Source organism: Saccharopolyspora sp. NPDC050642 (assembly GCF_040654735.1).
GTDB lineage: Bacteria > Actinomycetota > Actinomycetes > Mycobacteriales > Pseudonocardiaceae > Saccharopolyspora > Saccharopolyspora elongata.
On the sequence record NZ_JBFAIN010000005.1, the window covers coordinates 332,212 to 355,589 of the forward strand.

24 protein-coding genes are annotated in these 23,378 nt (G+C 71.6%); 16 read left to right on the forward strand and 8 right to left on the reverse strand.

The genetic code is table 11. The features are described 5' to 3' along the window. Positions 1-131: 131 nt before the first annotated feature. A complete protein-coding gene (locus AB0H93_RS12035) occupies positions 132-1,658 on the reverse strand; it encodes a PucR family transcriptional regulator (RefSeq protein WP_358571355.1) in 1,527 nt (508 codons plus the stop codon). A 267-nt stretch (positions 1,659-1,925) separates the two neighbouring features. On the opposite strand from AB0H93_RS12035, the gene AB0H93_RS12040 reads away from it, so the two are divergent. The 8 genes from AB0H93_RS12040 to AB0H93_RS12075 all read left to right on the forward strand — a co-directional run bounded on the left by AB0H93_RS12040 (position 1,926) and on the right by AB0H93_RS12075 (position 9,329). After that, complete coding sequence (locus tag AB0H93_RS12040) at positions 1,926-2,897, forward strand: carboxyltransferase domain-containing protein (RefSeq protein WP_358571357.1); 972 nt, start codon at positions 1,926-1,928, stop codon at positions 2,895-2,897. Next, entirely contained in the window at positions 2,894-3,904 is a 1,011-nt protein-coding gene (locus AB0H93_RS12045) for a hypothetical protein (RefSeq protein ID WP_358571359.1), read from the forward strand. Before AB0H93_RS12040 ends, AB0H93_RS12045 begins: the two co-directional genes overlap by 4 nt. Before the next feature lie 374 nt (positions 3,905-4,278). Then, positions 4,279-5,586 carry an MFS transporter gene (locus AB0H93_RS12050; protein ID WP_358571361.1) on the forward strand — a complete coding sequence of 436 codons (1,308 nt, stop codon included), beginning with the start codon at positions 4,279-4,281 and terminating at the stop codon, positions 5,584-5,586. A 19-nt stretch (positions 5,587-5,605) separates the two neighbouring features. Further along, positions 5,606-6,250, forward strand: coding sequence for a GntR family transcriptional regulator (locus tag AB0H93_RS12055; RefSeq protein WP_358571363.1), 645 nt, complete (start codon positions 5,606-5,608; stop codon positions 6,248-6,250). Between the two features lie 58 nt (positions 6,251-6,308). Further along, entirely contained in the window at positions 6,309-6,989 is a 681-nt protein-coding gene (locus AB0H93_RS12060; RefSeq protein ID WP_358571365.1) for a DUF2848 domain-containing protein, read from the forward strand. A gap of 2 nt (positions 6,990-6,991) precedes the next feature. Further along, positions 6,992-8,443, forward strand: coding sequence for a 4-hydroxyphenylacetate 3-hydroxylase N-terminal domain-containing protein (locus AB0H93_RS12065; protein ID WP_358571367.1), 1,452 nt, complete (start codon positions 6,992-6,994; stop codon positions 8,441-8,443). A 9-nt stretch (positions 8,444-8,452) separates the two neighbouring features. Then, positions 8,453-8,800, forward strand: a complete 348-nt coding sequence (locus AB0H93_RS12070; protein WP_358571369.1) for a cupin domain-containing protein — start codon at positions 8,453-8,455, stop codon at positions 8,798-8,800. Between the two features lie 7 nt (positions 8,801-8,807). Further along, positions 8,808-9,329, forward strand: a complete 522-nt coding sequence (locus AB0H93_RS12075; RefSeq protein ID WP_358571371.1) for a flavin reductase family protein — start codon at positions 8,808-8,810, stop codon at positions 9,327-9,329. A 520-nt stretch (positions 9,330-9,849) separates the two neighbouring features. On the opposite strand, the gene AB0H93_RS12080 is transcribed toward AB0H93_RS12075, so the two are convergent. Continuing rightward, the gene (locus tag AB0H93_RS12080; RefSeq protein WP_358571373.1) at positions 9,850-11,034 is read right to left on the reverse strand and encodes an acyl-CoA dehydrogenase family protein; all 1,185 of its coding nucleotides are present in this window, start codon (positions 11,032-11,034) and stop codon (positions 9,850-9,852) included. A gap of 325 nt (positions 11,035-11,359) precedes the next feature. On the opposite strand from AB0H93_RS12080, the gene AB0H93_RS12085 reads away from it, so the two are divergent. Next, positions 11,360-11,581, forward strand: a complete 222-nt coding sequence (locus AB0H93_RS12085) for a hypothetical protein (protein WP_358571375.1) — start codon at positions 11,360-11,362, stop codon at positions 11,579-11,581. A 3-nt stretch (positions 11,582-11,584) separates the two neighbouring features. On the opposite strand, the gene AB0H93_RS12090 is transcribed toward AB0H93_RS12085, so the two are convergent. Both AB0H93_RS12090 and AB0H93_RS12095 read right to left on the reverse strand, forming a co-directional pair. After that, the gene (locus AB0H93_RS12090; RefSeq protein ID WP_358571377.1) at positions 11,585-12,415 is read right to left on the reverse strand and encodes a nitroreductase; all 831 of its coding nucleotides are present in this window, start codon (positions 12,413-12,415) and stop codon (positions 11,585-11,587) included. A 117-nt stretch (positions 12,416-12,532) separates the two neighbouring features. Beyond that, complete coding sequence (locus AB0H93_RS12095) at positions 12,533-12,838, reverse strand: hypothetical protein (protein WP_132480810.1); 306 nt, start codon at positions 12,836-12,838, stop codon at positions 12,533-12,535. Positions 12,839-13,102: 264 nt separating this feature from the next. Between AB0H93_RS12095 and AB0H93_RS12100 the strand changes: the two genes are divergently transcribed. Next, complete coding sequence (locus AB0H93_RS12100) at positions 13,103-13,411, forward strand: hypothetical protein (RefSeq protein WP_358571379.1); 309 nt, start codon at positions 13,103-13,105, stop codon at positions 13,409-13,411. A gap of 11 nt (positions 13,412-13,422) precedes the next feature. On the opposite strand, the gene AB0H93_RS12105 is transcribed toward AB0H93_RS12100, so the two are convergent. Further along, a complete protein-coding gene (locus AB0H93_RS12105) occupies positions 13,423-14,151 on the reverse strand; it encodes a FadR/GntR family transcriptional regulator (RefSeq protein ID WP_358571381.1) in 729 nt (242 codons plus the stop codon). Positions 14,152-14,225: 74 nt separating this feature from the next. After that, a complete protein-coding gene (locus AB0H93_RS12110) occupies positions 14,226-15,041 on the reverse strand; it encodes an alpha/beta hydrolase (protein ID WP_358571383.1) in 816 nt (271 codons plus the stop codon). 180 nt (positions 15,042-15,221) lie between these two features. Between AB0H93_RS12110 and AB0H93_RS12115 the strand changes: the two genes are divergently transcribed. Genes AB0H93_RS12115 through AB0H93_RS12135 form a run of 5 tightly spaced genes read left to right on the forward strand, consistent with a single transcriptional unit; the run spans position 15,222 to position 20,487 of the window. Then, entirely contained in the window at positions 15,222-16,220 is a 999-nt protein-coding gene (locus tag AB0H93_RS12115; protein WP_358571385.1) for a ketoacyl-ACP synthase III, read from the forward strand. Continuing rightward, entirely contained in the window at positions 16,217-16,963 is a 747-nt protein-coding gene (locus AB0H93_RS12120; protein ID WP_358571387.1) for a glycosyltransferase family A protein, read from the forward strand. The genes AB0H93_RS12115 and AB0H93_RS12120 overlap by 4 nt, the downstream gene beginning before the upstream one ends. Then, entirely contained in the window at positions 16,960-18,111 is a 1,152-nt protein-coding gene (locus AB0H93_RS12125) for a cytochrome P450 (protein ID WP_358571389.1), read from the forward strand. The genes AB0H93_RS12120 and AB0H93_RS12125 overlap by 4 nt, the downstream gene beginning before the upstream one ends. After that, positions 18,104-19,606 (forward strand): class I adenylate-forming enzyme family protein, encoded by a 1,503-nt coding sequence (locus AB0H93_RS12130; RefSeq protein ID WP_358571391.1) that lies wholly within the window; start codon positions 18,104-18,106, stop codon positions 19,604-19,606. Before AB0H93_RS12125 ends, AB0H93_RS12130 begins: the two co-directional genes overlap by 8 nt. Continuing rightward, the gene (locus tag AB0H93_RS12135; RefSeq protein ID WP_358571393.1) at positions 19,603-20,487 is read left to right on the forward strand and encodes an NAD(P)-dependent oxidoreductase; all 885 of its coding nucleotides are present in this window, start codon (positions 19,603-19,605) and stop codon (positions 20,485-20,487) included. Before AB0H93_RS12130 ends, AB0H93_RS12135 begins: the two co-directional genes overlap by 4 nt. Here the strand turns inward: AB0H93_RS12135 and AB0H93_RS12140 are convergent. After that, a complete protein-coding gene (locus AB0H93_RS12140) occupies positions 20,465-21,661 on the reverse strand; it encodes a cytochrome P450 (RefSeq protein ID WP_358571395.1) in 1,197 nt (398 codons plus the stop codon). The two genes, AB0H93_RS12135 and AB0H93_RS12140, sit on opposite strands and share 23 nt — an antisense overlap. Before the next feature lie 172 nt (positions 21,662-21,833). Here AB0H93_RS12140 and AB0H93_RS12145 point away from each other — a divergent pair, with 172 nt between their 5' ends. Beyond that, positions 21,834-22,202, forward strand: coding sequence for a hypothetical protein (locus AB0H93_RS12145; protein ID WP_358571397.1), 369 nt, complete (start codon positions 21,834-21,836; stop codon positions 22,200-22,202). A gap of 55 nt (positions 22,203-22,257) precedes the next feature. On the opposite strand, the gene AB0H93_RS12150 is transcribed toward AB0H93_RS12145, so the two are convergent. Next, positions 22,258-23,325 carry a LacI family DNA-binding transcriptional regulator gene (locus AB0H93_RS12150; protein WP_358571399.1) on the reverse strand — a complete coding sequence of 356 codons (1,068 nt, stop codon included), beginning with the start codon at positions 23,323-23,325 and terminating at the stop codon, positions 22,258-22,260. Between the last annotated feature and the right edge of the window lie 53 nt (positions 23,326-23,378).

Genomic DNA, 23,378 nt, shown 5'->3' on the forward strand with positions numbered 1-23,378 from the left:
TCACCGTGCCGATCTCGGCGTGACTTGCGCCTCAGATCTTGTTCGGCCGCCGCCTCGGGAGGCAGTGCGCATTCTGGACAACGCCCGCGCGAACCTCGCCAGGTTGGAGCGCCGGAACCGGTCGGTGCTGGTCAGAGCTGGTCGTCGAGCTGCAGCGCGAGCCACAGCTCCGCCCGCGTCGTCGGGTCGTCGATGTCGCGGCCCAGCGCCTCGGCGACCTTGCCCATCCGGTGCCGCAGCGTGTGGCGGTGGATGCCGAGGGCGGAGGCCGACGCGTCCGACTGCCCGTTGTTCGCGAGGAACGTCCGCAACGTGTGCCGCAGGTCGATCTTCGAGTTCCGGGCCTTGTCGCTCAGCGGCGCCAGCAGCGCTTCCGCCCAGCCGCGCGCCTCGGCGTTGTTCAGGTGCCGCAGCACGCCGGCCGTCACCACGTCGCTGGCGAGCGCCAGCTTCCCAGCGGTGCCCGACGCGCTGGTGAACACGGAGCGAACCTGCTTCCACGCTTCGGGGAGCTCGTGCGGCGGCGTCGGATCGCTGACCGCGCCCCGCGCGTGCGGGATCCGGCGCAGCAGCGACTCCAGCGTGCGGATGTCGCCTTCGGCGGGCGGCATGACGACGACGACCCGGCCGCGTTCCCACTCGGTGACCAGCGCGCACAGGCTGCGCAGCCCGTGGTCGTTCTCCGCGTGTTCGAGCAGCTCGGTCTCGTACCCGGTCGGCGCGCCCAGGAGCGCGACCCGGAGGTTCCCCGCGGGGAAGTCGGCGTCGAGCGCTTCGGCGATCGACGACGCCAGCTCGGCGTTCCCCGCGACCGCGGTCTGGAACACCGCCCGGCGCTGCCGCCGCTGGCTGTCGAGGATTCCCCAGGCGCTGTGCAGGTCTGCGCACAGCAGGGACACGGCCGTCGCGAGCACCGACTGCTCGGCCCGGCTGAACTGCGTCGACCGGCCCACCGCCAGGTAGCCCCGGATGCGTTCGCGGACGGTCAGCGGGAACAGCACCACGGATTCGCCCGCGACCGTCATGCTCAGGCTCGACGAGCTGCCCTGCTCCCGCAGCCGGGGCAGGTCGATGCGGATCCGGGCCAGGTGCATGCGCGCGGCCGGCACCCCGGCGCGCAGCCCGCCGTCCTGGTCGAGCAGCAGCACCCAGCTGTGGGTGGCCTTCGCCAGCCGCTCGACCATCGCGCGCGCCGCGTACGGCGACAGCGAGGCGCGCGTGAGGTCGCGTTGCGCGGCGACCGCGTACTGCAGCTCCTTCTGTCGCTCGTCGGAGATGCGGGCGGCCACGAAGCGGCTGATGGCCCCGAAGCGGGTCTCGGCCGGGACGGAGAGCAGCGGGAGGCCCGCTTCCTCCGCGGCCGCCACGAGATCCGCGGGCACGTCCGAGTAGTAGGAGGTGGTGCCGAATCCGAGCGCGACGGCGCCCGCCGCGGCCAGCCGGTCGATGTACTGCTTCCGGGCCTCCACACCCTGCGGGATCCGCGAGCCCGTTGTCAACACCAGTTCGCCACCGTCGACATAGGACGAAGGGTCCGGCAGCTCGCTGATGAGCGCCCACGTCAACGCCTTCCGCATCGCGGGTGCGGCCGCGCCCGCCACCACGGTCAGGTTGAGGTCCGACCTATCGACGAGTGCCTGGACCGTCAACGTCGGCATCGTGCCTCCTGATCGGACTTCGCGCGGGTCGGCGCCGAAAATGGGGGAGTGAACAGTGCTTTCGGCAGCGGGAGAGCGCCCCGCCGGGCCGGGATCCGGCGGCGGGCCTGCTGGAGCAGCGGACGTTAGCACGGCGGAAGCGGTGATGAGCCGGGCTGGACAAGGGGCTCCGGATCTCTGTACAAAGTGTGCATCGCGTTCACCGGCAGGCATGTGGAGACTGGCTAGCCACCCCAGCAGGCAAGGGATTTCGGGAGGCCGTCGTTCATGGCAGCGATAATCGCGACCGCCGAACTGCGCACCAGCGGACTGCGCGCGACCTACCGGACCGCCGGTGATCGCGGCGTCTTGATCGAGTACGGGCAGCAGTTCCCCGTCGACCTCGGGGTCAACTTCTTCGTGCACGCCGCGGCCCGGCGCCTGAACACGCACCCGGTGCGCGGGCTCCTCGAAGTGGTGCCCGGCCTCCGGTCCCTCCTCGTCCACTACGAGCCGTCGGTGATCGATCAGGCCGGTGTCGTCGCCGAACTGGAGGCGTGCCACCAGGACCTGCCCGCGCCCGCGTCGCTCGTGCTGCCGAGCCGTCGGCTGCGGTTGCCGATCGCGTTCGACGATTCGGCGTCGCGGGAGGCGGTGAACCGCTACCGGATCAGCACCCGGCCGGAGGCGCCGAACGTGGTCGACGGCAACAACATCGACTACATCGTGGCGTGCAACGGCCTGCCGGACCGCGAGAGCTTCTACGCGCGGATCCTGGAAACCGAGTGGTGGAACGCCTTCACCGGGTTCTACCCGGGGCTGCCGTCGCTGCTGCCGCTGGATCCCCGGTCCGAGGTGTCCGCGCCGAAGTACAACCCGGCGCGGGGCTGGACCCCGGAAGGCGCCGTCGCTCTCGGCGGGCCGTGCCTCGTCATACACCCGATCGAATCAGCGGGCTCCTACCAGATCTTCGGCCGGACGCTCCCGATCAGCGCGCTGACCCGGCGCCCTCGCGCGCACCGGATCGACCCCATCCTCGTCTACCCCTGCGACCGGATCTCCTTCTTCCGCACCAGCGAAGCCGAGCTGATCGAACTGCGCAGGCAGGTGTTCGAAGGGCGGTACGACTACGACATCGAGCCCGGCGAGTACGCCGTGGCGGAGCACTTCACCACCGCCAGGGACGAGCGGGTGGCGGCGGAGACCGAGCGCCGCCGCGCGGCTCGCCAGGCGGCCCACGAGCTGGTCAAGATCCCGTGACCCCGCGCGCGGAGGACGCGGCCACCCAGGCGCTGGAGGTCGTGGAGCCGGGCCTGCAGACGACCGTCCAGGACCACCCCGGCCGGCTCGGCAGGCAGTCGCTGGGCTTCTTCCCGTCCGGCCCGGTCGACCACCTGGCGTTCCGCCTGGCGAACATCCTGGTCGGCAACCGCCCGGGCGCGGCGGCGCTGGAGATCCCCCTCGGCCGCTTCCAGGCGAGCCTGCTGTGCGCCGGCACCATCGCGGTGTGCGGCCCGGAGGCGGACGTCTCGCTCAACGGCGAGCCGATCCCCATGTGGGAGTCGGTGCCGGTGCGGGCGGGCGATCAGCTCGGCTGCGGCGTCATCCGCGGCGCCGGGTACCGGCTGTACCTCGCCATCGCGGGCGGCATCGTCGTCCCCGCGGTGTTCGGGTCGAAGTCGACCTTCCTGGTGGCCGGGATCGGCGGCCACGACGGCCGGGCGCTCGAACGGGCCGACATCCTGCGGATCGGCGCGCCCGACGGGGATCCGCAGCGCCGCCGCCGGGTGCCGGCCTCGCTGCGGCCGGTCTACTCGGACAGCTGGGAGATCGAGGTCCTCCGCGGCCCGCACGCCGACCCGGACTTCCTGACGGCGGAGGACTTCGCCGAGTTCCTCGGGACGGCGTGGCGCTGCGACCTGAGCTCCGATCGCGTGGCCGTGCGGTTCAACCCGCACCGGTTCCAGTGGGCGCGCGCCGGCGGGGACATCGCCGGCGGCCATCCGTCGAACATCCTCGACGGGAGCTACCCGCTCGGCGGGATCCTGGCCTACGGCGACGTGCTCACCATCCTGGGCCCGGACAGCCACACGTCGGGCGGGTTCGCGGTGATCGCCACGGTGGCGTCCGCGTCGCTGTGGAAGGTCGGCCAGCTCCGGCCGGGCCGCGACGCGGTGACCTTCCGGGAGGTCGACCTGGAGCAGGCGGCCGCCCTCGACGCGCACACCCGGCGGCTCCTCGACGCGCGGACCCTGGAAGTGCGCTGACGGGCCCTCTTCCGCCGTCATCCCTGTACAAGGACGTGTGCGGACTATACCCTCTCGGGAGCCTTAGGACGCACACGGAATAAAAGTCGTCGACGAGTCTTGCGGACCGCGAAACCGTCGTATACAACTAGTACACCGCTTGTTCAAGTGAGGGGCTTCACAGCCGGAAATCGAGGCGTGAAGCAAGAAGGCTCGGCGGTTGCGCCAACAACCACCGAGCCGGGCAGCACCATCTGCGCACTCGTCGAATTCGTCTACGGCCAGGTAGACGGGCGATGCGCAGCACGTCAGATCGCGACGGTTCGACCCAGGAGTCGACTATGGCAACTGCCAGCAGAAATTCTAGCAGCCGAAGAACGCACACCAGCCTCCCCGTGATCGCCGGATCGAGCCTCGCCGGCACGGCCGTCGAGTGGTACGACTTCTTCCTCTACGGCACGGCTGCCGCGCTGGTCTTCAACAAGCTCTTCTTCCCCGCGGAAGACCCGATGGTGGGCACGCTGCTGGCGTTCGCCACGTACGCCGTCGGGTTCGTCGCCCGCCCGCTCGGCGCGGCGATCCTCGGGCACTACGGCGACGTGAAGGGGCGCCGCGCGACGCTGATCGCCAGCCTGATGCTGATGGGCGTCTCGACGTTCCTCATCGCGTTCTTGCCGTCGTACGAGTCGATCGGCGTAGCGGCACCGATCATCCTCGTCGTCCTCCGCCTGGTGCAGGGCGTCGCCCTCGGCGGCGAATGGGGCGGCGCGGTGCTGCTCGTGTCCGAGCACGGGGACTCGACGCGCCGCGCCTTCTGGTCCGCGTGGCCGAATCTGGGCCCGCCGCTGGGAAATCTCCTCGCCGCCGGCGTTCTCGCCATCCTCAGCGGGATCCTGCCGGAGGACGCGTTCCTGTCGTGGGGTTGGCGCATCGCGTTCGGGCTGTCGGCCCTGCTGGTCGTGATCGGCCTGGTGCTGCGGCTCTACGTCGCGGAAACCCCGCTGTTCGAGCAGAAGCGCGTGCAGGCGGCGGACGAGCCCAAGCCGATGCCCCTGGGCGTGGCCGTGCGCGGCTACTGGCGGCAGATCCTGCTGGCCGCCTTCACCAGGTTCGGGGAGAACGCCGGGTTCTACATCTTCTCGCTGTTCGTCATCACCTACGTCACGCAGATCCAGGGGATGGACCGCTCAACCGGGCTCAACGCCGTGATGGTGGGCATGGTCGTCGCGCTACCGGCGATCCCGCTGTTCGCGATCCTCGCCGACCGCGTCGGCCGCCGCCCCGTCTACATCGGAGCGTCGATCGCCACCATCGGCTGGGCGTTCGCCTTCTTCGCCTTGCTGGACACCAGGAATCCGGCGGCCGTCATCGCCGCCGTCGTCGGCGGTCTGCTGATCTTCAGCGCCTACAGCGCGGTCATCGGCGCCTTCTTCTCGGAGCTCTTCCCGACCGAGGTCCGGTACTCGGGCGTCTCGCTGGCCTACAACCTCGCGTCGGTCCTGGCCGGCTCCCTGGCGCCGATCATCGCGATCGCCCTCCACTCGGCGTTCGGCACCGGCTACGCCATCGGCGCCTACCTGGCGGTGATGGGCGCCATCTCGCTCGGCGCGTCGCTGATCGCCACCGAAACCCGGTCGGTCGACCTCGCCGCGATCGGCGCGACCGAGCCGGCGCAGGGAGATCCGGCGGCGCGCGTTCGCTGAACCTGGCGGAGGAAATCTCATGAGCACGACGAGGACCACCGCGGCCACGGCACCCGAGCTGGCCTACGAGTGGCTCAAGAACACCATCATCACGCTGCCCCGCGACGAGGAGATGTTCCTGACCGAGGCGCAGGTCGCGGAGGCGTCCGGCATCTCGCGCACCCCCGTCCGGGAGGCCCTGCTCCGGTTGCAGGCCGAGGGCTTCATCCGGCGGGTGCCGCGCAAGGGAGCGTTCATCCCGGCGCTGTCGGACAGCGACGTCGAGGCGGTCATGCAGGCCCGCCGCGTCGTCGAGGAGTGGTCGGTCAACGAGGTCGCGCCGCGACCCGGAGCGGTCCCGGACAAGCTGTACCGGATCCTGCAGGACCAGGGGCAGGACGCCGACCCGGTCGATTTCATCGCGCACGACCTGGAGTTCCACACGACGATCATGCGCGCGGCGGGGAACCCCTTGATGAACGACTTCTACGGCTCGCTGCGGGAACGGCAGATGCGCATGGGCGTGCGCATCGTCATGGCCGACCAGGCCCGCAAGAAGCAGGTGCTGATCGAGCACCGCGCCATTGCCGACGCGCTGGCCGCCGGGGATGCCGAGTCCGCGGTCCGGGCGGTGCGCGACCACCTGCGAACGACGCTGCACTCGATGACGCAGCCCGCGCGCTGATCGCCCGGCACCGGGCCGATCACCAGAACTCCTCGCCATGCAACGGAAAGGTCACCCCATGCTTGACGCCTCCACGGACGTCCTGGTCCTGGACCGGCTGGAATCCGGCGAACCACTGCGGTTCCGGGACTTCCACGCCCTGGTCGCCGGGTACACCGGACGGGACGAGAAGGCCGTGCGGCACCACATCGACGAGCTCGCCGCGATCGGCGTCGCGCCGCCCGAACAGGTCCCGATGTTCTACCGCGTCGCGGCGGACACCATCTCCACCGCGGCGAGCACCCCGATCACCGCCACCAACACGTCCGGCGAGGTGGAGCCCGTCATCCTGCGGCACGGCGGGAAGTACTTCCTCGGCATCGGGTCCGACCACACGGACCGGGCGCTGGAGACCGTCGACGTCGGCGACTCCAAGCGCGCCTGCCCCAAGCCGATCGGGCCGGTCGTCGCCGAGATCCCGGACTGGGCGGACTTCGACTGGGACGCCTGCCGGGCCCGCAGCTGGGTCGACGGCGAGCTCTACCAGGACGGCACGCTCGCGAACCTGCGCACCCCGCGCGAGCTGCTCGGCATCTACGCCGAACGGCACGGGGACGACGACGGCGACCTGATCTGCTTCGCCGGCACCCTGCCGCTGCTGCGCGGCGAGTTCACCCCCGGCGACCGGTGGGATCTCGAACTCGCGCTGCCCGACGGCCGAAAGCTCACCCACACCTACCGCACGACTGGAAGGAACTGATCATGCGCACCGGAGCCGACTACCTGGCATCGCTGCGCGACGGGCGCGTGGTGCTCGTCGACGGCGAGCAGGTCGACGTCGCCACCCACCCGGCCTTCGCGCCGGTGGCCCGCACCGTCGCCGAACTCTTCGACATCGCCGCCGACCCGGCGAACGGAATGCAGTACACCGCACCGGAAACGGGCGCGACGGCCAACCGCGCCTTCGGGATTCCCCGCAGCCAGGAGGAACTCCGCCTGCGCCGGGAGGCGATCGAGACCTGGGCGAGGCACACCCACGGCTGGGTCGGACGCAGCCCCGACCACGTCGGCACCTTCCTCGCCTCCTTCGCCGCCCACCCCGAGGTCTTCGCCTCCGTTGACCGCGACTTCTCCGCCAACGTCGCAGCCTTCCACCGGCGGCTGCTGGAGGAGGACCTCTACGTCTCCTACGCGATCATCCCGCCGCAGGTCTCCCGCGCCACCACGGCGTCGGGCTGGGACGGCGAGTACCTGCAGGTCGGCGTCGTGCGGGAAACCGAGGAGGGCATCGTCGTCCGCGGCTCGCAGATGCTCGCCACCGGCGCGGCGATCGCCGACGAGATCTTCGTGTCCTGCATCAAGCCGCTCGGGCCCGACGACCAGGACTTCGCCGTCGGCTTCGTGGTCCCCACCGCCGCGCCGGGGCTCAAGCTGTACTGCCGCCGCCCGTACGCGCCCGCCGCGACGAGCTCGTTCGACTACCCCCTCACCAGCCGCTACGACGAACCGGACGCGCTGGTCGTGTTCGACGACGTGCTGATCCCGTGGGAGCGCGTCTTCGTCAACCGGGACACCACCGGGGTGCGCCGCCAGTTCTTCGACACCGGCGCGCACGCGCTCGGCAACTGGCAGGCCCAGATCCGGTTCGCCACCAAGCTGAAGTTCATCGCCGGCGTCGCCCGCCGCGTCACGCAGGTCAACGGCGTGGACAAGATCCCCAGCGTGCAGGAGAAGCTGGGCGAGCTGGGCGCGCTCGTCTCCGGCGTCGAATCGGCCGTGCTCGCCGCCGAGTACACCGCCGCTCCCGACGAAGCCGGGCAGTGGTTGCCGGGCAAGCGCGCGCTCTACGGCTCGATGGGGTTGCAGTCCGAGATCTACCCGCGGGTGCTGGCGATCCTCCGCGACCTCGTCGGCGGCGGCGTGCTGCAGCTGCCGTCGAGCGTCCGCGACCTCACGAGCCCGGTGACCGCCGCCGACATCGAGCACTACGTGCAGTCCCCGGGCGTGGCCTCGGAAGAGCGCGTGAAGCTCTTCAAGCTGGCCTGGGACATCGTCGGATCCGAGTTCGCCGGGCGGCACCAGCAGTACGAGATGTTCTACGCCGGGGCGCCGTTCGTGGTCAAAGGCGTTTACAGCTACCGGAACTACGGCTACGAGCAGGCGCTCGAGGACGTCGAGCGGTTCCTGGGTTCCTACAAGATCGAAACGGTGTGAGAGGTCAGCATGGCTAAGCCCGAGTACGAGTTCTTCCCCGTCAGCGACGTCGACTTCACGGTCTGCCCCGGCGACGACCCGAAGATCACCGAGCGGATCCTCGCCAAGGACCCGGAGTCCGGCGTGGCCACCCGGATCCTGCGCTACGAGCCCGGCGCCGACTCGACCCCGATGGGCGTGCAGAAGCACGACTTCTGGGAGGAGGTGTACATCCTGGAGGGCTCGTTCACCGACCTGACGCTCGGCGAGACGTTCTCCGCTGGCCAGTACGCCTGCCGCCCGCCGGGGATGCCGCACGGCCCCTGGCGCACCGACGAGGGCGTCGTCACCTTCGAAGTCCGCTACTACGACAAGTAGGTCCGCCATGTCCCTGCCAGCTTTCCAAGCGGCGAACGCGGTCGACATGCGCACCAGCATGGGCCGCTTCACCACCGGGGTGGCGATCGTGACCAGCGGGGCCGGGGACCAGGCCTGCGGCATGACGATCAGCTCGCTGACGTCGATCTGCCTGGACCCGGCGATCCTGCTGATCTCGCTCACCGAGGGCTCGCGGACCACCGACATGGTCACCGGGACCGGGCGGTTCGCCGTCTCGATCCTCGGGGCCCGCCAGGAGGCCATCGCCCGCCGCTTCGCCACCCGCGGTGGCGCGCGGTTCGAGGGAATGGACTGCGAGCACGGCGAGTTCGGGCTGCCGATGATCAAGGACGCCCTGGTGCAGGCCGAGTGCGACGTGCACAGCGCGCACGACGTCGGCGATCACCGGGTCTTCTACGGGCTCGTGCGGAACCTCCGCTGCCGGGAGGGCGCCGGTCTGGCGTTCTACTCCGGGCGGTTCGGCGACTTCCACGACTTCGGTCACGAGGAGATGCCCTGGATGTTCTGATCCCGGCTCCGCCGCTAGTCCGATCGGGCTACTGCCCGTGAGAACTACCCGGTCGAGTGACAGGACCGGGCTGCGCTGGGCCAACGCCGTTCGCCGCCGCCGGGCGGGCCTCGGCGGCGACGGCCGGCCGGACCGGGATCCGGCGCGGCGCGCTGGGCACGGATCGATCAATTTGAGCAGCTCAGCGCTTTGCGCCGAGGAGCGCGGGCGGCCGCATCCGGCCGGAGAACGCCCCGCACGAGTGAGGGGGCGTTCTCCGGCCGTCGCCACGCGCGACCGCACGCCTGGCGCGCCGCGCGCGCCGCGCGGGCATACCTTGGCCCGGAGTGATCGCGGTCCTCCCCCCAATGCAGCCGCGGTGCCGCGATCGCCCGCCGGTGGCCTGCTTCTTCGGCCTCCCCAAAATCCCTCCGGAGGAGCAGGCCACCGCATCACCTACCCCCGGGCCACCCGGCGATGGTTGCCCGGACAAGTTGAGTCCGCAACCGTTCGCCGCCCGGGGTCACCCCACCGCTGGGGCTCAGGGCTCCAGGGTCAGGAAGTTCCAGCGGGCTCCCGGGGCCAGGCCGCTGAGCGACCTGCCGCAGTTCTGCAGGACGACGGCGCCGGAGGTGACGTGCTGGGTGCCGGTGCCCAGGTCCCGGTGGAACCGCTGGATCGGGCCGCGCCGCAGCGCCGCGGTGCCCGCCCACTTGTGGACCGCCTGCCCGACCGCGTGGGCGGACCAGGTCGCGTTGTTCAGCGCCAGCCGGGCCAGGGTTTCCTGTTCGGTGCTGGGCATTTCGCCGCTCGCCAGGGTCTGCTCGACGTCGGCCCAGACCTGCCTCGCCCACGCCTGGGCGGAACGCAGCCTGCTCTCCGCGGTCGCGTACTCCGCGTGGAACTGCTGGGTGTCGACCGCGGCGTTCGGGGCACCGGTCTTCTCGGCGGCCAGGGCCTTGAGCTCGTCGAGCAGCCGGCGGCCGACGCCGATCGCCCAGCCGGTGTGCGAGATCCCGGACAGGGTGGCCAGGCCGATGCGGTAGACCGCGCCGCCGTGGTGGGCCCGCGTGGTGGCGGGGTCGAAGGCGTGCGTCTCGGGCACGAAGACGTCTTCGCAGGTGTAGTCGATGCTCCCGGTGGCGCGCAGGCCCAGCACGTCCCAGTTGTCGATCAGCGTCGCCTGCTCCTTCGGGAAGGTGCAGATCAGCGCCTGCTCGGTTTCCGCGCACCAGGCCCCGGCGTGGATGTGGCTGGCGAGCGCGATGCCGGAGGCGAACTGCCAGCTGCCGCTGACTCGGAAGCCGCCGTCGACCCGCTTCGCGGTGCCGAGCCGGGTGCCCTGCCCTGCTATCAACGCGAACCGGCCGCCGTCGACGTCGGGGAACAGCTCCGCCGCGGCGTCGGGGGCGACGTAGGCCGCGGTCGTGCCGGTCACCAGTTGCAGCGCCATGCACGTCCAGGCCACCGAAGCGTCCAGATAGGACAGTTGTCTGACCGTTTCCAGTTGCTGGGTGGGCGAGAACTCGTAGCCGCCGAGTTCTCGCGGGATGCCGGTCTTCAGCACGCCGGAGTCGTGCAGGGCCCGCACCACCTCGTCGGCGAGGCGGCCGGATTCGTCGCTGCGGTCGGCGTGGTCGGCCAGCAGCGGGCCGAGCTCGGCCAGCCGTTGGCGGAGCGGGGTGAACTCGTCGCTGATGTAGAGCTCGGAGGTTTCGGTGGTCATCCTCGTGACTCCTTGCCGAGTGGCCTGCCATGATCAAGTTCCGGTCCGCAGCCTATGCCGCCGGCCCGGCCCGCGGTGCCGGCTCCGGTCGGCGTCGTCAATTTGTGACCGCTGGCTGCGACGAGCTGGTGAATTTCCAACATTTCCCCGAATGGGTGAGGAAAAACTTGGCGCCGGGCGATATGGTTTGGGCACGTGCGCACGAAGATGTCGATCGGCAGACTTCCCCGATCCGATTCGGGGACCAAAAAATGGGGGCGAGGGATCGGGGATTCGCGCCATGCGCGGGTTCCCGGTCGCTCGATGGCCACGGGAGTGGTCTTAAATGGATCTGCTTACGAGGTGCAGCGACCTCCCGTACGAGCAGTTGTGCGAGGAGATCCGGATTGCCGGGCGGGCGCGCAAGGAGGCATTGGGCCGGGGCGCGATCGCCGACGTAGAGGCGGCGGAGTCGGTGCTGGACTGGTTCCTGGACGAACTGGCCGACCGGCTCAGACAGGGGGTGCGCCGCGACGAACTGCCGCGGCCCGAACCGGTTCCGCGGTGACGGTCAGCCGTGGCCGGAGTTCGGGACCGCGTCGATGAGCAGTTCGCCGGGGTCCCGGCGCGGCGTCGCCGGAGCCGGCTCGCCGTAGCCGATCAGCAGCCATGCCTGCGGATGGGGCGCGTCGCCGAGCAGCCGGCTCAGGGCGTCGCGGATGCCCTGGCCTTCGGTGAGCGGCAGCGGCGTGGCGGCCAACCCGCGCGCGGTGGCGGTCAGCCACACCCGCTGCCAGGCCTGCCCGGCTTCGAGTTCGCTCTTCGCACCGCTGCCCGGTGTGCAGAGCACGGCCAGCAGTGGCGCGGGTTCGGCGTCGGCCGGCAGCCGGCGCAGCAAGCCCGCCAGCTCGTCGTGCTCGGCGGTCCGGACGAGGTGCAGCCAGGCGCCTTCGGCGCGTGCCGCGACCCGGAGGGCGTGCTGGGTCGAGGCCGCGACGGCGGTCGGCTGGAGCGGGCGCCGCTGCGTGCGGCGTTCCGGAATCGCCTCGTACAGCGCGATTTGCTCGGCATCGGGGCGCTGGTGGCCGCCGCTGCGGATCTCCGCCAGCACGCTCGGGGACGACAGCTGCGGCAGCAGCGTCACAACCGGCCGGACGCCGGCGTGCGCCAGCGCGAGCCGGAGGTTCAGCAGCGCAGCGCCGCAGGCCAGCCGCAGGTCGTGGGCCGCGGGATCATCGGCAGGCAGCTGGTGGGAGGGACCGGCGTGCAGTTCGATGACGTGTGGCAGCACGCGGAACCGCCACGGCTGGCTGTTGCGCGGCGAGGGGGCGAGGCCGGCCAGCTGGACGACCTGCGCGACCTGGTCCGGTACGAGATCGAAAACAGCGGGAAACCGTCGCATGTCGACTCCTCGGTCGCATGTCGACTCCTCGACGGCAACGCTGCCAGGGCCGCCCGGAGACGGGCAGAGTCGAACGACCCGTGCGGGATCACGGGGATGCCGCGCCGGATCCGCGGTTCAGCCGGTGTTGCGGGAGTTCAGGCGGGAGCCTGGGGCGGCGAGTTGGCTGCGGGCGGTCACCAGGGCGGTGCGGGCGTCGTCGCGAGATCCCTGGGCCAGGCGATCGGCGGCGGTGCGGACCGCGTTCGCGGCGTCGGCGGGGATCTCGATGTGCGGGTGCTGGTCGAGGAGACCGACCGCGCGGGCCAGCTCGCGGTGGGCTCGGTCGGCGGGATTGTGCTGCGCGGTGAGTAGGTCGATCAGTGCTGTGTCCACCGCGTCGCGCAGGGCTGCCTCGGTCGAGGAGTGCGGTACTGCAGTCACGGGGCGGAAGTCTAAGCGCTGCAACGGATGTTCAGCACCCTTCAACATCACCCACATGGGTGGTCCTTGGTCACAGGAGTCGCGCCATGAACAGGAGCGTTCCGGATCTTGCTGGGCCGGGGTGTGGTCAGCGGCGCGCGAAAGCGGCAGCATCACCGCGGTCTGGAGTGCACCCGGTCGGCGGGACTTTCGCCCCTTGAACCCTCCGGAAGCGGTGGTACTCACGGAAATGTGGCCGGATCGAATCGCGCGGGAGAGTCTGCCATGGACGGTGTCGTGAACAATTCGCTGGATGCGTGGCCGACCGGCGCGAGCGGACGCCGACTGGTCCAGGTCGCCGACCGGCCGTGGGTGCGGGACGAGGTGAAAGGATTGCGGGACGCCCGGTCCCGCCGAACCGCGGTGAACCTGGCGCTGTTGCGGGCCCCGCTCAACGGCGTCGACCTGGACAGCGCCGACCACGCGATGCTGACCTGGCTCGCCGATCGCGACGCCGACATCGTGGCCGGAGTGCACAGCCTGCTGGATCGCGCCCGGGCGGCCCCACCGGCCCCCGAAGCCTGTCGCGAGTGACCGTTCGCGAGCTAGGACACCGTCGACGCTTCGCTCTCGGCGCGTTCCTCCAAGCGCTGCATGGCGGTCGCGCGGGCTGAGTGCACGTGGTGCAGGGCGGCTTGGCGGGCCGCTTCGGAATCGCCCGCGAGCAGCGCGTCGAGGATCCGCTGGTGGTCTTCGCGCGCCGCCTCGACCCTGCCGGGCACCATCAACGTGGTCTGCATGCCCTGGTGCAGGATCTGCTGCAGGACGCCGAGGGTCTGCTGCAGGAACTTGTTGCCGGCCGCTTCCACGATGGCCAGGTGGAACGCCTCGTCGAGCTGCTGCAGGCGCTCGAAGTCGCGCGGCACCTGCTCGGTGGCCTCGACCATGCTCTGCAGGACGCTCGAAACCCGTTGCAGCGCCTCGGCATCCTGCCGCTCGGCGGCCCAGCCCGCGGCGGGGACTTCGAGCACCTCGCGCATCGCGAACAGCTCGCTGATCGAATGCCGTTGCGTGGCCAGGGCCTCGCGGAGTTCCCGGGCGGTCTCGGGCTCGGCGATGAAGACGCCGCGGCCGTGCACGACCCGCAGCACGCCCCTGGCCTTCAGCGCGCCGATCGCCTCGCGCACCGTCGGCCGGCTCACCCCGAGCAGCTCGGCGAACTCGCGCTCCGGCGGAAGCCGGTCGCCCGGGCTGTACCGGCCCGATTCGATCGCTTGCGTGATCTGCTGCTCGACCTGGTTGGCGACCGACCCCGGTGACAGCCGCTCCCACATGCCCCATCCACCTCCGCGAGACCATTCCTGGCCACGAGTCTACGTTCGGCGTGTCGCCCGCCCGGTGGACCCGCTCAGGATTCGGCGGCGACGCGGTCGAGCCAGTTCCACATCAGCGCGTTGAACAGCTCGGGCTGGTCGATCTGGAGGTTGTGCCCGGCCACGTCGACCGCGGCGAACGTCGCCCGCGGGTAATGCGGGAGCAGCGCGAACTGATCGAGGTAGCCGACCGCGCCGTCCTGCCGTCCGGTGAGGACCAGCGCCGGGCGGTCGAACGGCGCGTCGCCCTCGGGGTCTTCGGTGAGCTCCCAGCGCAGCCGGATGCGGGCGATCGCCTCGGTGTCGAGGAGGTCGACGCCGGTCAGGATCTCCTCGCGGAACCGGCGCACCGTTTCCGGCGTGTGCACGACCACGTTGTCCCGGACCAGCTCGGCGAGCTCGTCGTCCAGCGAGTCGAGCAGTGCCGGATCGGGGCGGAGCACCTGGTGTTCGGGCACCGTGCGTTCGGCGTGCTCCAGCTTGGTGCCCACCGGGCAGATCAACGCCAGGCCGAGCACCTGCCCGGGGCGGGACCGGGTGAGCGCGCGGGCGAGGTATCCGCCGTAGGACTCGCCGACCAGCAGGAACGGCGCGTCGCCGATGGTGTCGTCCACGAAGTCCTGCACGGCGGCGAGCAGATCGTCGGAGCTCGCGAAGGAGACGGGTGCGGGCGTCTTGCCCATGCCGGGCAGGTCCGGGTACAGCCGCCGGTATCCCGCGCGGTCGGCGAAGACCGGCTCCAGGCAGCCGAGCACCAGGCGGTGGTCGGGCCCCCAGCCGTGCAGGGCCAGCACCGGGGTTCCGGCGCCCCGCTCGACGTGGTTGAGGCGTACGGATGAGGGTTCGGGCATGGTCGGGTCCTCGTCGATCTGGGGACTGCGCTCAGGGTGCGCATCCTGCCAGCGGGCACCGACGGTCCCGATCTCCACGTCGTAGCCGAGGCGTCACCCGACGGAGTTGAGTAGCCCTACTCAGGAGCGATGCGCGCTCGGCGTTATACGGTCGCCCGGGTTTAGGGAAGGACCGACTTCATGAGTGCGCACTTGGCCGGGGTTGCCGTGCACCTGCCGGAGCGGGAGGTCGGCACCGCGGCGGTGGAGCGGCGGATCGCGGCGGAGAGCGCGGCGTTCGTGCCACCGGCCGGGATCATCCGGCGGCTGACCGGCATCGAGTCGCGGCACGTGCTCGGCGACGAGGAGCAGGCCTCCGACCTGGCCGCGGCCGCGGCGCGCAAGCTGCTCGCCGAGACCGGCACCTCGGCCGACGACGTCGACCTGCTGCTGTTCGCCTCGGCCAGCCAGGACATGGTCGAGCCCGCCACCGCGCACATCGTGGCCGCCAAGCTGGGCCTGCGCTGCCCGGTGATGGACGTCAAGAACGCCTGCAACAGCGTGCTCAACGGCATCGAGGTCGCCGACGCGCTGATCGGCGCGGGCCGGTACCGGCGGGTGCTGCTGGTCAGCGGCGAGTCGCCGTCCCGGGCGATCCGGTGGAACGTGCCCGACATCGGGACGTTCCTGCGCGCCTTCCCCGGCTACACGCTCTCCGACGCGGGTGCCGCGATGCTGCTGACGGACGGGCCCGCCGGGGTGCTCGGCAGCGGGTTCAGCGCCGATTCGTCGCAGTGGGACGTCGGAACGCTGCCGTGCGGAGGATCGGCGCATCCGCGCGATCCCGAGTACAGCTACTTCGCGATGGACGGCGGTCGGCTGAAGTCGGCGTTCCTGCGGCTGGGCACCGGCGTGCTGGACGAGACGCTGGCGCGGCTCGGGCTCGGCTGGCAGGACTTCGCCGTCGTGTGCGTGCACCAGGTTTCCCTGCCGTACCTGGACGTCTTCGCCGAGCGGGCCGGGGTGCCCGCTGACAAGCTGGTGGTGACGATCTGCGAGCACGGCAACGTCGCCTCCGCCAGCCTGCCGCTGCAGCTGGCCGTCGCGCAGCAGCTCGGCCGCTGCGGGCCGGGGGATCTGGTGGCGCTGGTGGGCATGGCCGGCGGGGTCAGCCTGGGAATCGTGGTGATCCGGCTGTGAGCGGGCTGTGGGTGGTGGTGCCCGCCTACAACGAGGCGAACGGCATCACGGCGACGCTGGAAGCGCTTGACGTGCAACGGGATTCGGACTTCGACCTGGTCGTGGTGGACAACGGGTCGACGGACGCGACGGCGGCCGTCGTCGCGGACTTCGGCCGGACGCGCCCGTGGGTCCACCTGGTGCACGAGCCGGAGAAGGGCACGGGGGCGGCCGCGGACACCGGCATGCGCTTCGCGGTGGAGCGGGGCGCGGTCCGGCTGGCCCGCACCGACGCCGACTGCCTGCCCGCGCCGGACTGGACCCGGCGGATCAACGCGGCGTTCGCGTCGGGGTTGCGCATGGTGGCCGGGCAACTGCTGCCGCGCACCGACGAGGGCGTGCCCGCCTGGCAGCGGTCGCTGCTGGTCGGCGCCGTCGAGGTGGCCGGCGCGTTCGGCAAGATCCGGCCCGGCAACCGCGATCCGCGCTACCGGGGCCCGTACGTGATGGCGCCGGGCTGCAACATGGCCATCACCGGCGAGCTCTACTTGCAGGCCGGCGGATTCCCGCGCACCAAGATCGAAGACGTGCACGAGGACCGCGCCCTGGTCAACGCCGTGCGGCTGCTCACCGCCGACTACGGCCTGCGGCGCGACGTCGTGGTGCGCGGCTCGGTGCGGCGGGTGCGTGCCTGGGGGCTGCTGAAAACCCTCGCCTGGTACGCGGATCACCGCTACCGGCCGGAGCTGGTGGACATCAGGTGACCGCCGCGAGGTGGGAGCGGCGGGTGCAGCTCGGCGCGCACCCGCTGGCGTACCCGCTGGTGCGCGGCATCGGGCGGATCGGGCCGGTGGTGCGGGTGCCGCGCGTCGGCGTGGTGGTCAGCGAAGCCGCGCCGGCCCGACAGGTGCTCACCGACACCGAGGGCTTCACCAAGACCGGGCCGGGTTCCCCGGCGGACCTGTGGACGCCGGTGGTGGGGCCGTCGGTGCTGCTGAACATGGAAGGCGACGACCACGCCCGGCTGCGCCGGAAGCTGTCCGGGCTGTTCACGCCGCGCTTCGTCGACCAGCTGTGCGCGCGCGTGGCGGCGGAGCCGATGGCGGCGCTGCGCGCGGAGCTGGCCGCGGGACGCGCCGTGGACCTGGTGCCCGTGGTGCGCGACCTGGCCGGCGCGGTGATCTGCGAGCTCGTCGGCCTGCGGGCCGACCGGGCGGACTTCGCCCGGGCCTTCGCCGCGGCGACGGCGGTGACGTCGATGGTGCGGCTGGGGCGTTCGCGGCTCACCCCGGCGCAGGTGGCGCGCGGGCGGAAGGCCTTGTCGGAGCTGACCGGACCCGCCGCCGAGGCGTTCGCGCACGGCGACCCGGAGTCGGTTCCGGGCCAGATGCGCGAGCTCGGCCTGTCCGAGCAGGAGGCTTTGGGCGCGGTAGCGGCCTTCGTGCTCACCGGCACCGAAACGCTCGTCTCCTACGTGCCGCGGCTGATCGCCCTGGCGCACGACACCGGCTGGCTGCCCCGCCTGGTCGCCGAGCCGGAGCGCGCCGACGACGTGGTGTCGGAGGCCCTGCGGTTCACCGTGCCGTCGCCGGTGATGCTGCGCAGCGTCGCCGCCGAGCGCACGATCGGCGACGTGCGGGTGCGGCCGGGGGACCGGGTGGTGATCGCGACGATCTCCGCCGCCAAGGGCCTCGGCGGCTTCGACCCCGATCGCCCGCACCCGCCGGAGGTGCAGCGGCTGTGGTTCGGGGCGGGCCCCCACTTCTGCCTCGGAATGCCGTTGGCCGGCGCGGAGATCCGGACGGTGCTGGACACCGTGCTCGCCGCGGGTGGCGCGGCCGTCGTGGACCGGAAGGTCGCCCGCCGAGTGCTGATCCCCGCCTACCGGAGCCTGGTGGTGCGCCGTGGCTGACCTGCTCGCACAAGTCCTCGACGCCGGCCGCCGGTACGGCGACGCACCGGCGCTCACCGGGCCGTCGGGCCGACCGCTGACGTACGCGGACCTGTCCCGGCGCGTCACGGCGACCGCGGATCGACTGCACGACAAGGGTTTTCGTCCCGGCGACCGGATGCTGTTCTCGGTCCGCCCCGGGCCGGAGGCCGTCGTGCTGGCCCTGGGGACCGTGGCGGCGGGCGGCACCGTCGTGTTCATAGACCCGGGTTCCGGTCCGGAGCTGTTCACCAGCAGGCTCGACATGGCCCGGCCCGCGTGGGCGGCCGCGGAATCGCTGCTGTACGCGGCGAGCGCGCCCGGGCCAGGCCGGGCGCTGGCCCGGCGTCGCGGCGTGCTGCTGCCGGACTACTCGGCGCTGCCGGTCCGGCACGTGCGGTCCGGGCCGTGGCTGCCCGGCGTCCCGCTGCGCGCCGTGTCGGCGAAAGCGCTGGCCAAACCGGCCGAACCGTGGGCGGACTGGTCTCCCGCGCCGGACCAGGACGCCGTCGTGGTGTTCACGGCCGGAACCACGAGCGACCCGAAAGCCGTTGTGCACACCCGGGGTTCGCTCGGTGCAGCCCTGGAAGTGCTGGCCACGTGCTGCGCGCTCGCGCCCGGCGCGCGGGTGCACACCGACCAGTTCCTGCTCGGATTGCCGAGCCTCGTGGCCGGTGCACATTGGACGATGCCGCGCTTCGGCTTCTCACCCACCGCGGACCTTTCCTCGGTGGCGAGCGGACTTTCGGAAGCCACGCACACCTTCTTCGTCCCGGCGGATCTGGCCGCACTGCTCGACGCCGCCGAGCGCGGGGAGGTGGCGCTGCCGGGCTCGCTGCGCCAGGTGTGGCTCGGTGCGGCCCCGGTGCTGCCGCCGCTGCTGCGGCGGGCCGAAGCCGCGCTTCCCGGCACCGAGTTCCTGGCGATCTACGGCATGACCGAGGTCCTGCCCATCGCGGTGGCCACTGCAGAGGAGAAGCTCGCGCACGACGGCGACCTGCTCGGCAAGCCGCTGCCCGGGGTCCGCGCGCGCGTCGCCGACGACGGCGAGCTGTTCGTCTCCGGGCCGAACATGTGCCGCGGATATCTCGGGCAGCCGCCGTTGACCGAGCACGCGACGGGCGACCTCGCGCGCATCGAGAACGGCTCGATCGTGCTGGTCGGCCGGAAGAAGGACATGATCCTGCGCGGCAAGACCAACGTGTACCCCGGGCTCTACGAGCCGTCGATCGCCGCGCTGCCGAGCGTCGAGGGCGCGGCGATGATCGGGGTGCCGGACGAGATCGGCGACGAGCGGATCGTGCTCGTCGTGGCCGGAACGCGGCCGGGACTGGCGGAATCGGTGCGGGCGGAGCTGCCGCGGCTCATCGACGCGGCGGCGCTGCCGGACGAGGTCGTGGTGGTGCCGGAGCTCCCGGTGTCCGGGCGGACCCGGAAGCTGGACCGGGACGCGCTGCGGAAGATGGTGGCCGGATGAGGATCGCGGTGACCGGCGCGACCGGATTCGTCGGCGCCGCCGTGTGCCGCGCCGCAGTTGCCGAAGGCTGGGAGGTGCACGCCTTCGGCAGGCGGCCGGGCGTGCGCCACTGGGACATCGCGAGCGGCCCGCTCGCGGACCCGCCCGAGGTCGACGCGGTCGTGCACGCGGCCGCGGCGGTCGCCGACGAGACGGCGTCGGCGGAGATGTGGCGGACCAATGTGGACGGTACGCGGCACGTGGCGGACACCTTCCCAGGCGCGCGCCTGGTGCACATCTCGACCGCGAGCGTCTACGACCCGTTCACCGCGACGGTCGATGCCGACGAGACGGCGGCGCCGGTCGCGCGGTACCTCAACGCCTACGGCGAATCCAAGGCCGCCGCCGAACGCCTGCTCACCTACCGGCCCAACACCGTCGTGCTGCGCCCGCACGCCGTGTACGGGCCCGGCGACACGACGCTGCTGCCGCGGCTGCTCGACGCGATCCGGGGACGCAACCTGATGATCGTCGGCGACGGCCGCACGCGGCATTCGCTGACATCGATCGACAACCTCACCAACGCGGTCCTGCTGGCCTGCACCGGAAAACCCGGCACCTACAACATCGCCGACGCCGAGCCGGTGGCCCTGGAGGACGCGCTGCGGGAGATGTTCCGCGAGCGCGGCCTCCGGGTGCGCGTCCGCCACCTCCCGGTGCGGCTGGCCTGGAACCTCGCGGCCATCGCCGAGAACACCTGGCGGCCGCCGAGGCTGGCCCAGCTGAGCCGCTACGCGGTGAGCCACCTCGGGTTCGAGCGCACCCTGGACATCACCGCGGCGCGCCGCGACCTCGGCTACCGGCCGGAGCCGACGTCGTTCACCGGGGCGGCGCGGTGGTGATGCCGAGCTCGGCGTAGGACGGGATCAGCACGCCGCGAGCGGGCCGCCGGGACACCACCCGGATCGGCCCGGCGTCCAGGATCGCCTGCAGCAGGTGGGAAATCTCCGCCCGGGCCAGCGCGGCACCGAGGCAGAGGTGCCGCCCGGCGCCGAACCAGAGCTGCCGGGTCTCGGGCACGTAGGGCCGGTCGATGTCGAAGCGCCCGACCCGGTTGTTGGCGACGTAGGTCAACAGCATCACGCGCTCACCGGCCCGCATCGCGGCCCCGTCCACGGTCACGTCGGTGCTGACGCTGCGCCCGATCAGCGGCGCGGGCGTGGTCACCCGCAGGCCCTCCCGCACGGCGTCGGGCAACAGCTCGGGCGACTCGCGCAACCGGTGCTGCTGGCCGGTGTCGTGCAGCAGCGCGACAGTGCGGGCCATCGCGGTGGCGGCCGTTTCGGTGCCGGCGACCATGAGCAGCGCGGCGATCCCCGAGGTCTCCTCCAGCGACAGGCCCAGTTCCCGGCAGCGGCCCAGCAGCGTCTCGGCGGGAGCCTCGGCGAACGCCGTGGGTACATTGCGGGTGAGGTCGGCGATGATCGGCTTGGCCTGCGCGACGACCTCCGGCGGCAGCTCGGTCGACGCGGCACTGCCCAGCGCGAGCTTCGCCAGCCGCTCCCCGGTGCCGAACACGGCGCGGTAGTGCTCGTCCTCCGGGGGCAGGTCGAGCCCGAGCAGATCGGCCATCATCCGCCCGACCAGCACCCGGGACAGGTCGGCGAGATCGACGACTTCACCGGCCCGAAGCCGCTCCACGGCGGGCTGCAACGCCGGATCGAAGACCCGCCGCACCAGCGGACGGGCGGTGGCGTCGGTGAACAGGTCGCGAGCCCGCGAGCGAAGGTCGGCGTGCCCGGGACCGTCGAAGATGCGGTAGACGTAGTCGCCGAGAACCTGGGCCCAGAGATGCCCGACGCCACCCTCGCCGAGCAGCGTGAAGTGCGCGCCGTCGTTGAGGATCCGGCGAGCGACGACGGGATCGTTGACCACCCAACCGAGCCGGGGCACCCGCCGGATCGGCCCGCCCCGAGAGGAGAGCCGGAGCAGCAGGTACAGCGCGGGCCGGCTGGCCCAGAGCAGCCGAGCCTCATGCCGCTGAGCGGGATCCCGATGGCCGAGCAAATCGATCACAAGGCCGACTATCGCAGAGTCGTGAGCACTTTGGTCCGCCATAGCGGCCCAAACCACTCACGACCCTGCGGCCAGCCGGTGTTGCTGCGCATCGACACCGCTCATCTCCTCGGCCAAGCTGGTACTGAGCGCTTTGCGGCGTTCCGTTCAAATGCAGGTTCGAGGGGGAGCCATGCTTGCCTGGACGACCATCGCCTACGGGGCCATCCTTTCCGCTCTGCTCGCAGGTATCGCGGTCTTTCTCGCGGCCCGTGAGGTACGTGTGCGTGCCGCGCTCGGCGCTGCTGCGGGGGCGTTCATCGGCCCCTTCGCGTGGAACGCGATCCTGCATGCCACCAGTGCGCACCAGTTCTTCGTCGATGCTCCTGTGCGCGCAATCCCGGCCAGTTGGCAGGACACCGGCTCTGGGGTGTTCGCGATCGCCGCGACCGCGCTTCTGCTCGGACTGGGGCCGCTCGGGTCGCTCCCAGCACGCACGGCCGCAGCACTGACACTGCTCGCGGGGGTCGCGGCGTTCCTCGTAGACGTTTACCTCTACTGACAGCCCGCGGTGGAGGGCGCTTGCAGAGGCCGAGAGGACCAAGCTCCGACCGTGGCTAGTCGCGATTCCGTTGTTTCCTGCTCGCGGTCGAGCCTCGGACGATGAGTTCCGGGGCCAGTTCCGTGATGATCTCGTGGCGGGCCGGGGCTCCTTCGAGCTGGCGGAGGATCGCCGCCACCGAGCGGCGGCCCAGTTCGCGCAGCGGGAGGCGGACCACCGTCAGCGGCGGCGACAGGTGCCGGGCGAAGAACACGTCGTGCACGGCCACAATGGACAGGTCTTCCGGGATTCGCAGGCCCGCTTCGCGCGCCGCCGTCATGGCGCCCACTGCCGCCAGCACGTTGCTCACCACGACGCCCGTCGGCGCCGTTCCGCTGGCCAGCAGGCGGGGCAGCGCCGCTGCACCCTCCTCGGGCGTGTGGCCGCCTCGCAGCTGCGGGCCATCCGGTAGTCCGGCCTCGTGCAGCGCTCGCCGCCAGCCACGCGTGCGCGCTTCGGATCGGGCCTTCGGGTTGCCCAGCTTGAGATGCGCGATCGAGGTGTGCCCGAGCTCGACCAAGTGCCGTGTCGCGAGGTACGTCGCGTCGTCGTCGTCCAGCGCCACGCTGCCGATCTCGCCGCGCGTGCGGTCGTTGACCAGCAACAGGGGGAGCCGGGTGGCCGCGATCTTGGCGATCGTCTCGTCCGCCGTGCTGCTGCCGCGCTGCAGGAGGAGGCCGTCGATGCGGTTGCCCCGCACGATGCGCTCGAAGGTCCGGTCGCTGCGGGCCAGTTCGTCGGCGTCCGCGAGCAGCAGGGCGTAGCCGGAGGCACTGGCCTCCTCTTGCGCGCCCGCCATGATCTCGCTGTACACCGGGTTGCTGGTGTCGTGCACCGCCATCCCGAGGATGCCCGACTCAGCGCGGCGCAGCGCCCGCGCGACCTCGTTGGGCGTGTACCGCAGCTGCGCCGCCACCTCCAGGACGCGGTTGCGCGTCTCCTCCCTGATCCGCAGCGTTTCGTCGCCTCGGAGCAGGCGTGAGACCACCGCCTGGCTGACGCCGGCGATCCGGGCCACATCGCTCATCTTGGCCCGGCCGGTGACCGGTGTCGGCGGATCGGCGGGTTGACAGCTCTCGGACACGGAGGTAAGCATACCGGCAAGGTAAACCGATTTACCGACCATTCCGGACGCCC

Excerpts from the sequence above, each read along its gene's own strand:
- AB0H93_RS12035 (WP_358571355.1), bottom strand. The coding sequence starts at position 1,658 with ATGCCGACGTTGACGGTCCAGGCACTCGTCGATAGGTCGGACCTCAAC.
- AB0H93_RS12040 (WP_358571357.1), top strand. The coding sequence starts at position 1,926 with ATGGCAGCGATAATCGCGACCGCCGAACTGCGCACCAGCGGACTGCGC.
- AB0H93_RS12055 (WP_358571363.1), top strand. The coding sequence starts at position 5,606 with ATGAGCACGACGAGGACCACCGCGGCCACGGCACCCGAGCTGGCCTAC.
- AB0H93_RS12060 (WP_358571365.1), top strand. The coding sequence starts at position 6,309 with ATGCTTGACGCCTCCACGGACGTCCTGGTCCTGGACCGGCTGGAATCC.
- AB0H93_RS12065 (WP_358571367.1), top strand. The coding sequence starts at position 6,992 with ATGCGCACCGGAGCCGACTACCTGGCATCGCTGCGCGACGGGCGCGTG.
- AB0H93_RS12070 (WP_358571369.1), top strand. The coding sequence starts at position 8,453 with ATGGCTAAGCCCGAGTACGAGTTCTTCCCCGTCAGCGACGTCGACTTC.
- AB0H93_RS12075 (WP_358571371.1), top strand. The coding sequence starts at position 8,808 with ATGTCCCTGCCAGCTTTCCAAGCGGCGAACGCGGTCGACATGCGCACC.
- AB0H93_RS12080 (WP_358571373.1), bottom strand. The coding sequence starts at position 11,034 with ATGACCACCGAAACCTCCGAGCTCTACATCAGCGACGAGTTCACCCCG.
- AB0H93_RS12085 (WP_358571375.1), top strand. The coding sequence starts at position 11,360 with ATGGATCTGCTTACGAGGTGCAGCGACCTCCCGTACGAGCAGTTGTGC.
- AB0H93_RS12090 (WP_358571377.1), bottom strand. The coding sequence starts at position 12,415 with ATGCGACGGTTTCCCGCTGTTTTCGATCTCGTACCGGACCAGGTCGCG.
- AB0H93_RS12100 (WP_358571379.1), top strand. The coding sequence starts at position 13,103 with ATGGACGGTGTCGTGAACAATTCGCTGGATGCGTGGCCGACCGGCGCG.
- AB0H93_RS12105 (WP_358571381.1), bottom strand. The coding sequence starts at position 14,151 with ATGTGGGAGCGGCTGTCACCGGGGTCGGTCGCCAACCAGGTCGAGCAG.
- AB0H93_RS12110 (WP_358571383.1), bottom strand. The coding sequence starts at position 15,041 with ATGCCCGAACCCTCATCCGTACGCCTCAACCACGTCGAGCGGGGCGCC.
- AB0H93_RS12115 (WP_358571385.1), top strand. The coding sequence starts at position 15,222 with ATGAGTGCGCACTTGGCCGGGGTTGCCGTGCACCTGCCGGAGCGGGAG.
- AB0H93_RS12135 (WP_358571393.1), top strand. The coding sequence starts at position 19,603 with ATGAGGATCGCGGTGACCGGCGCGACCGGATTCGTCGGCGCCGCCGTG.
- AB0H93_RS12145 (WP_358571397.1), top strand. The coding sequence starts at position 21,834 with ATGCTTGCCTGGACGACCATCGCCTACGGGGCCATCCTTTCCGCTCTG.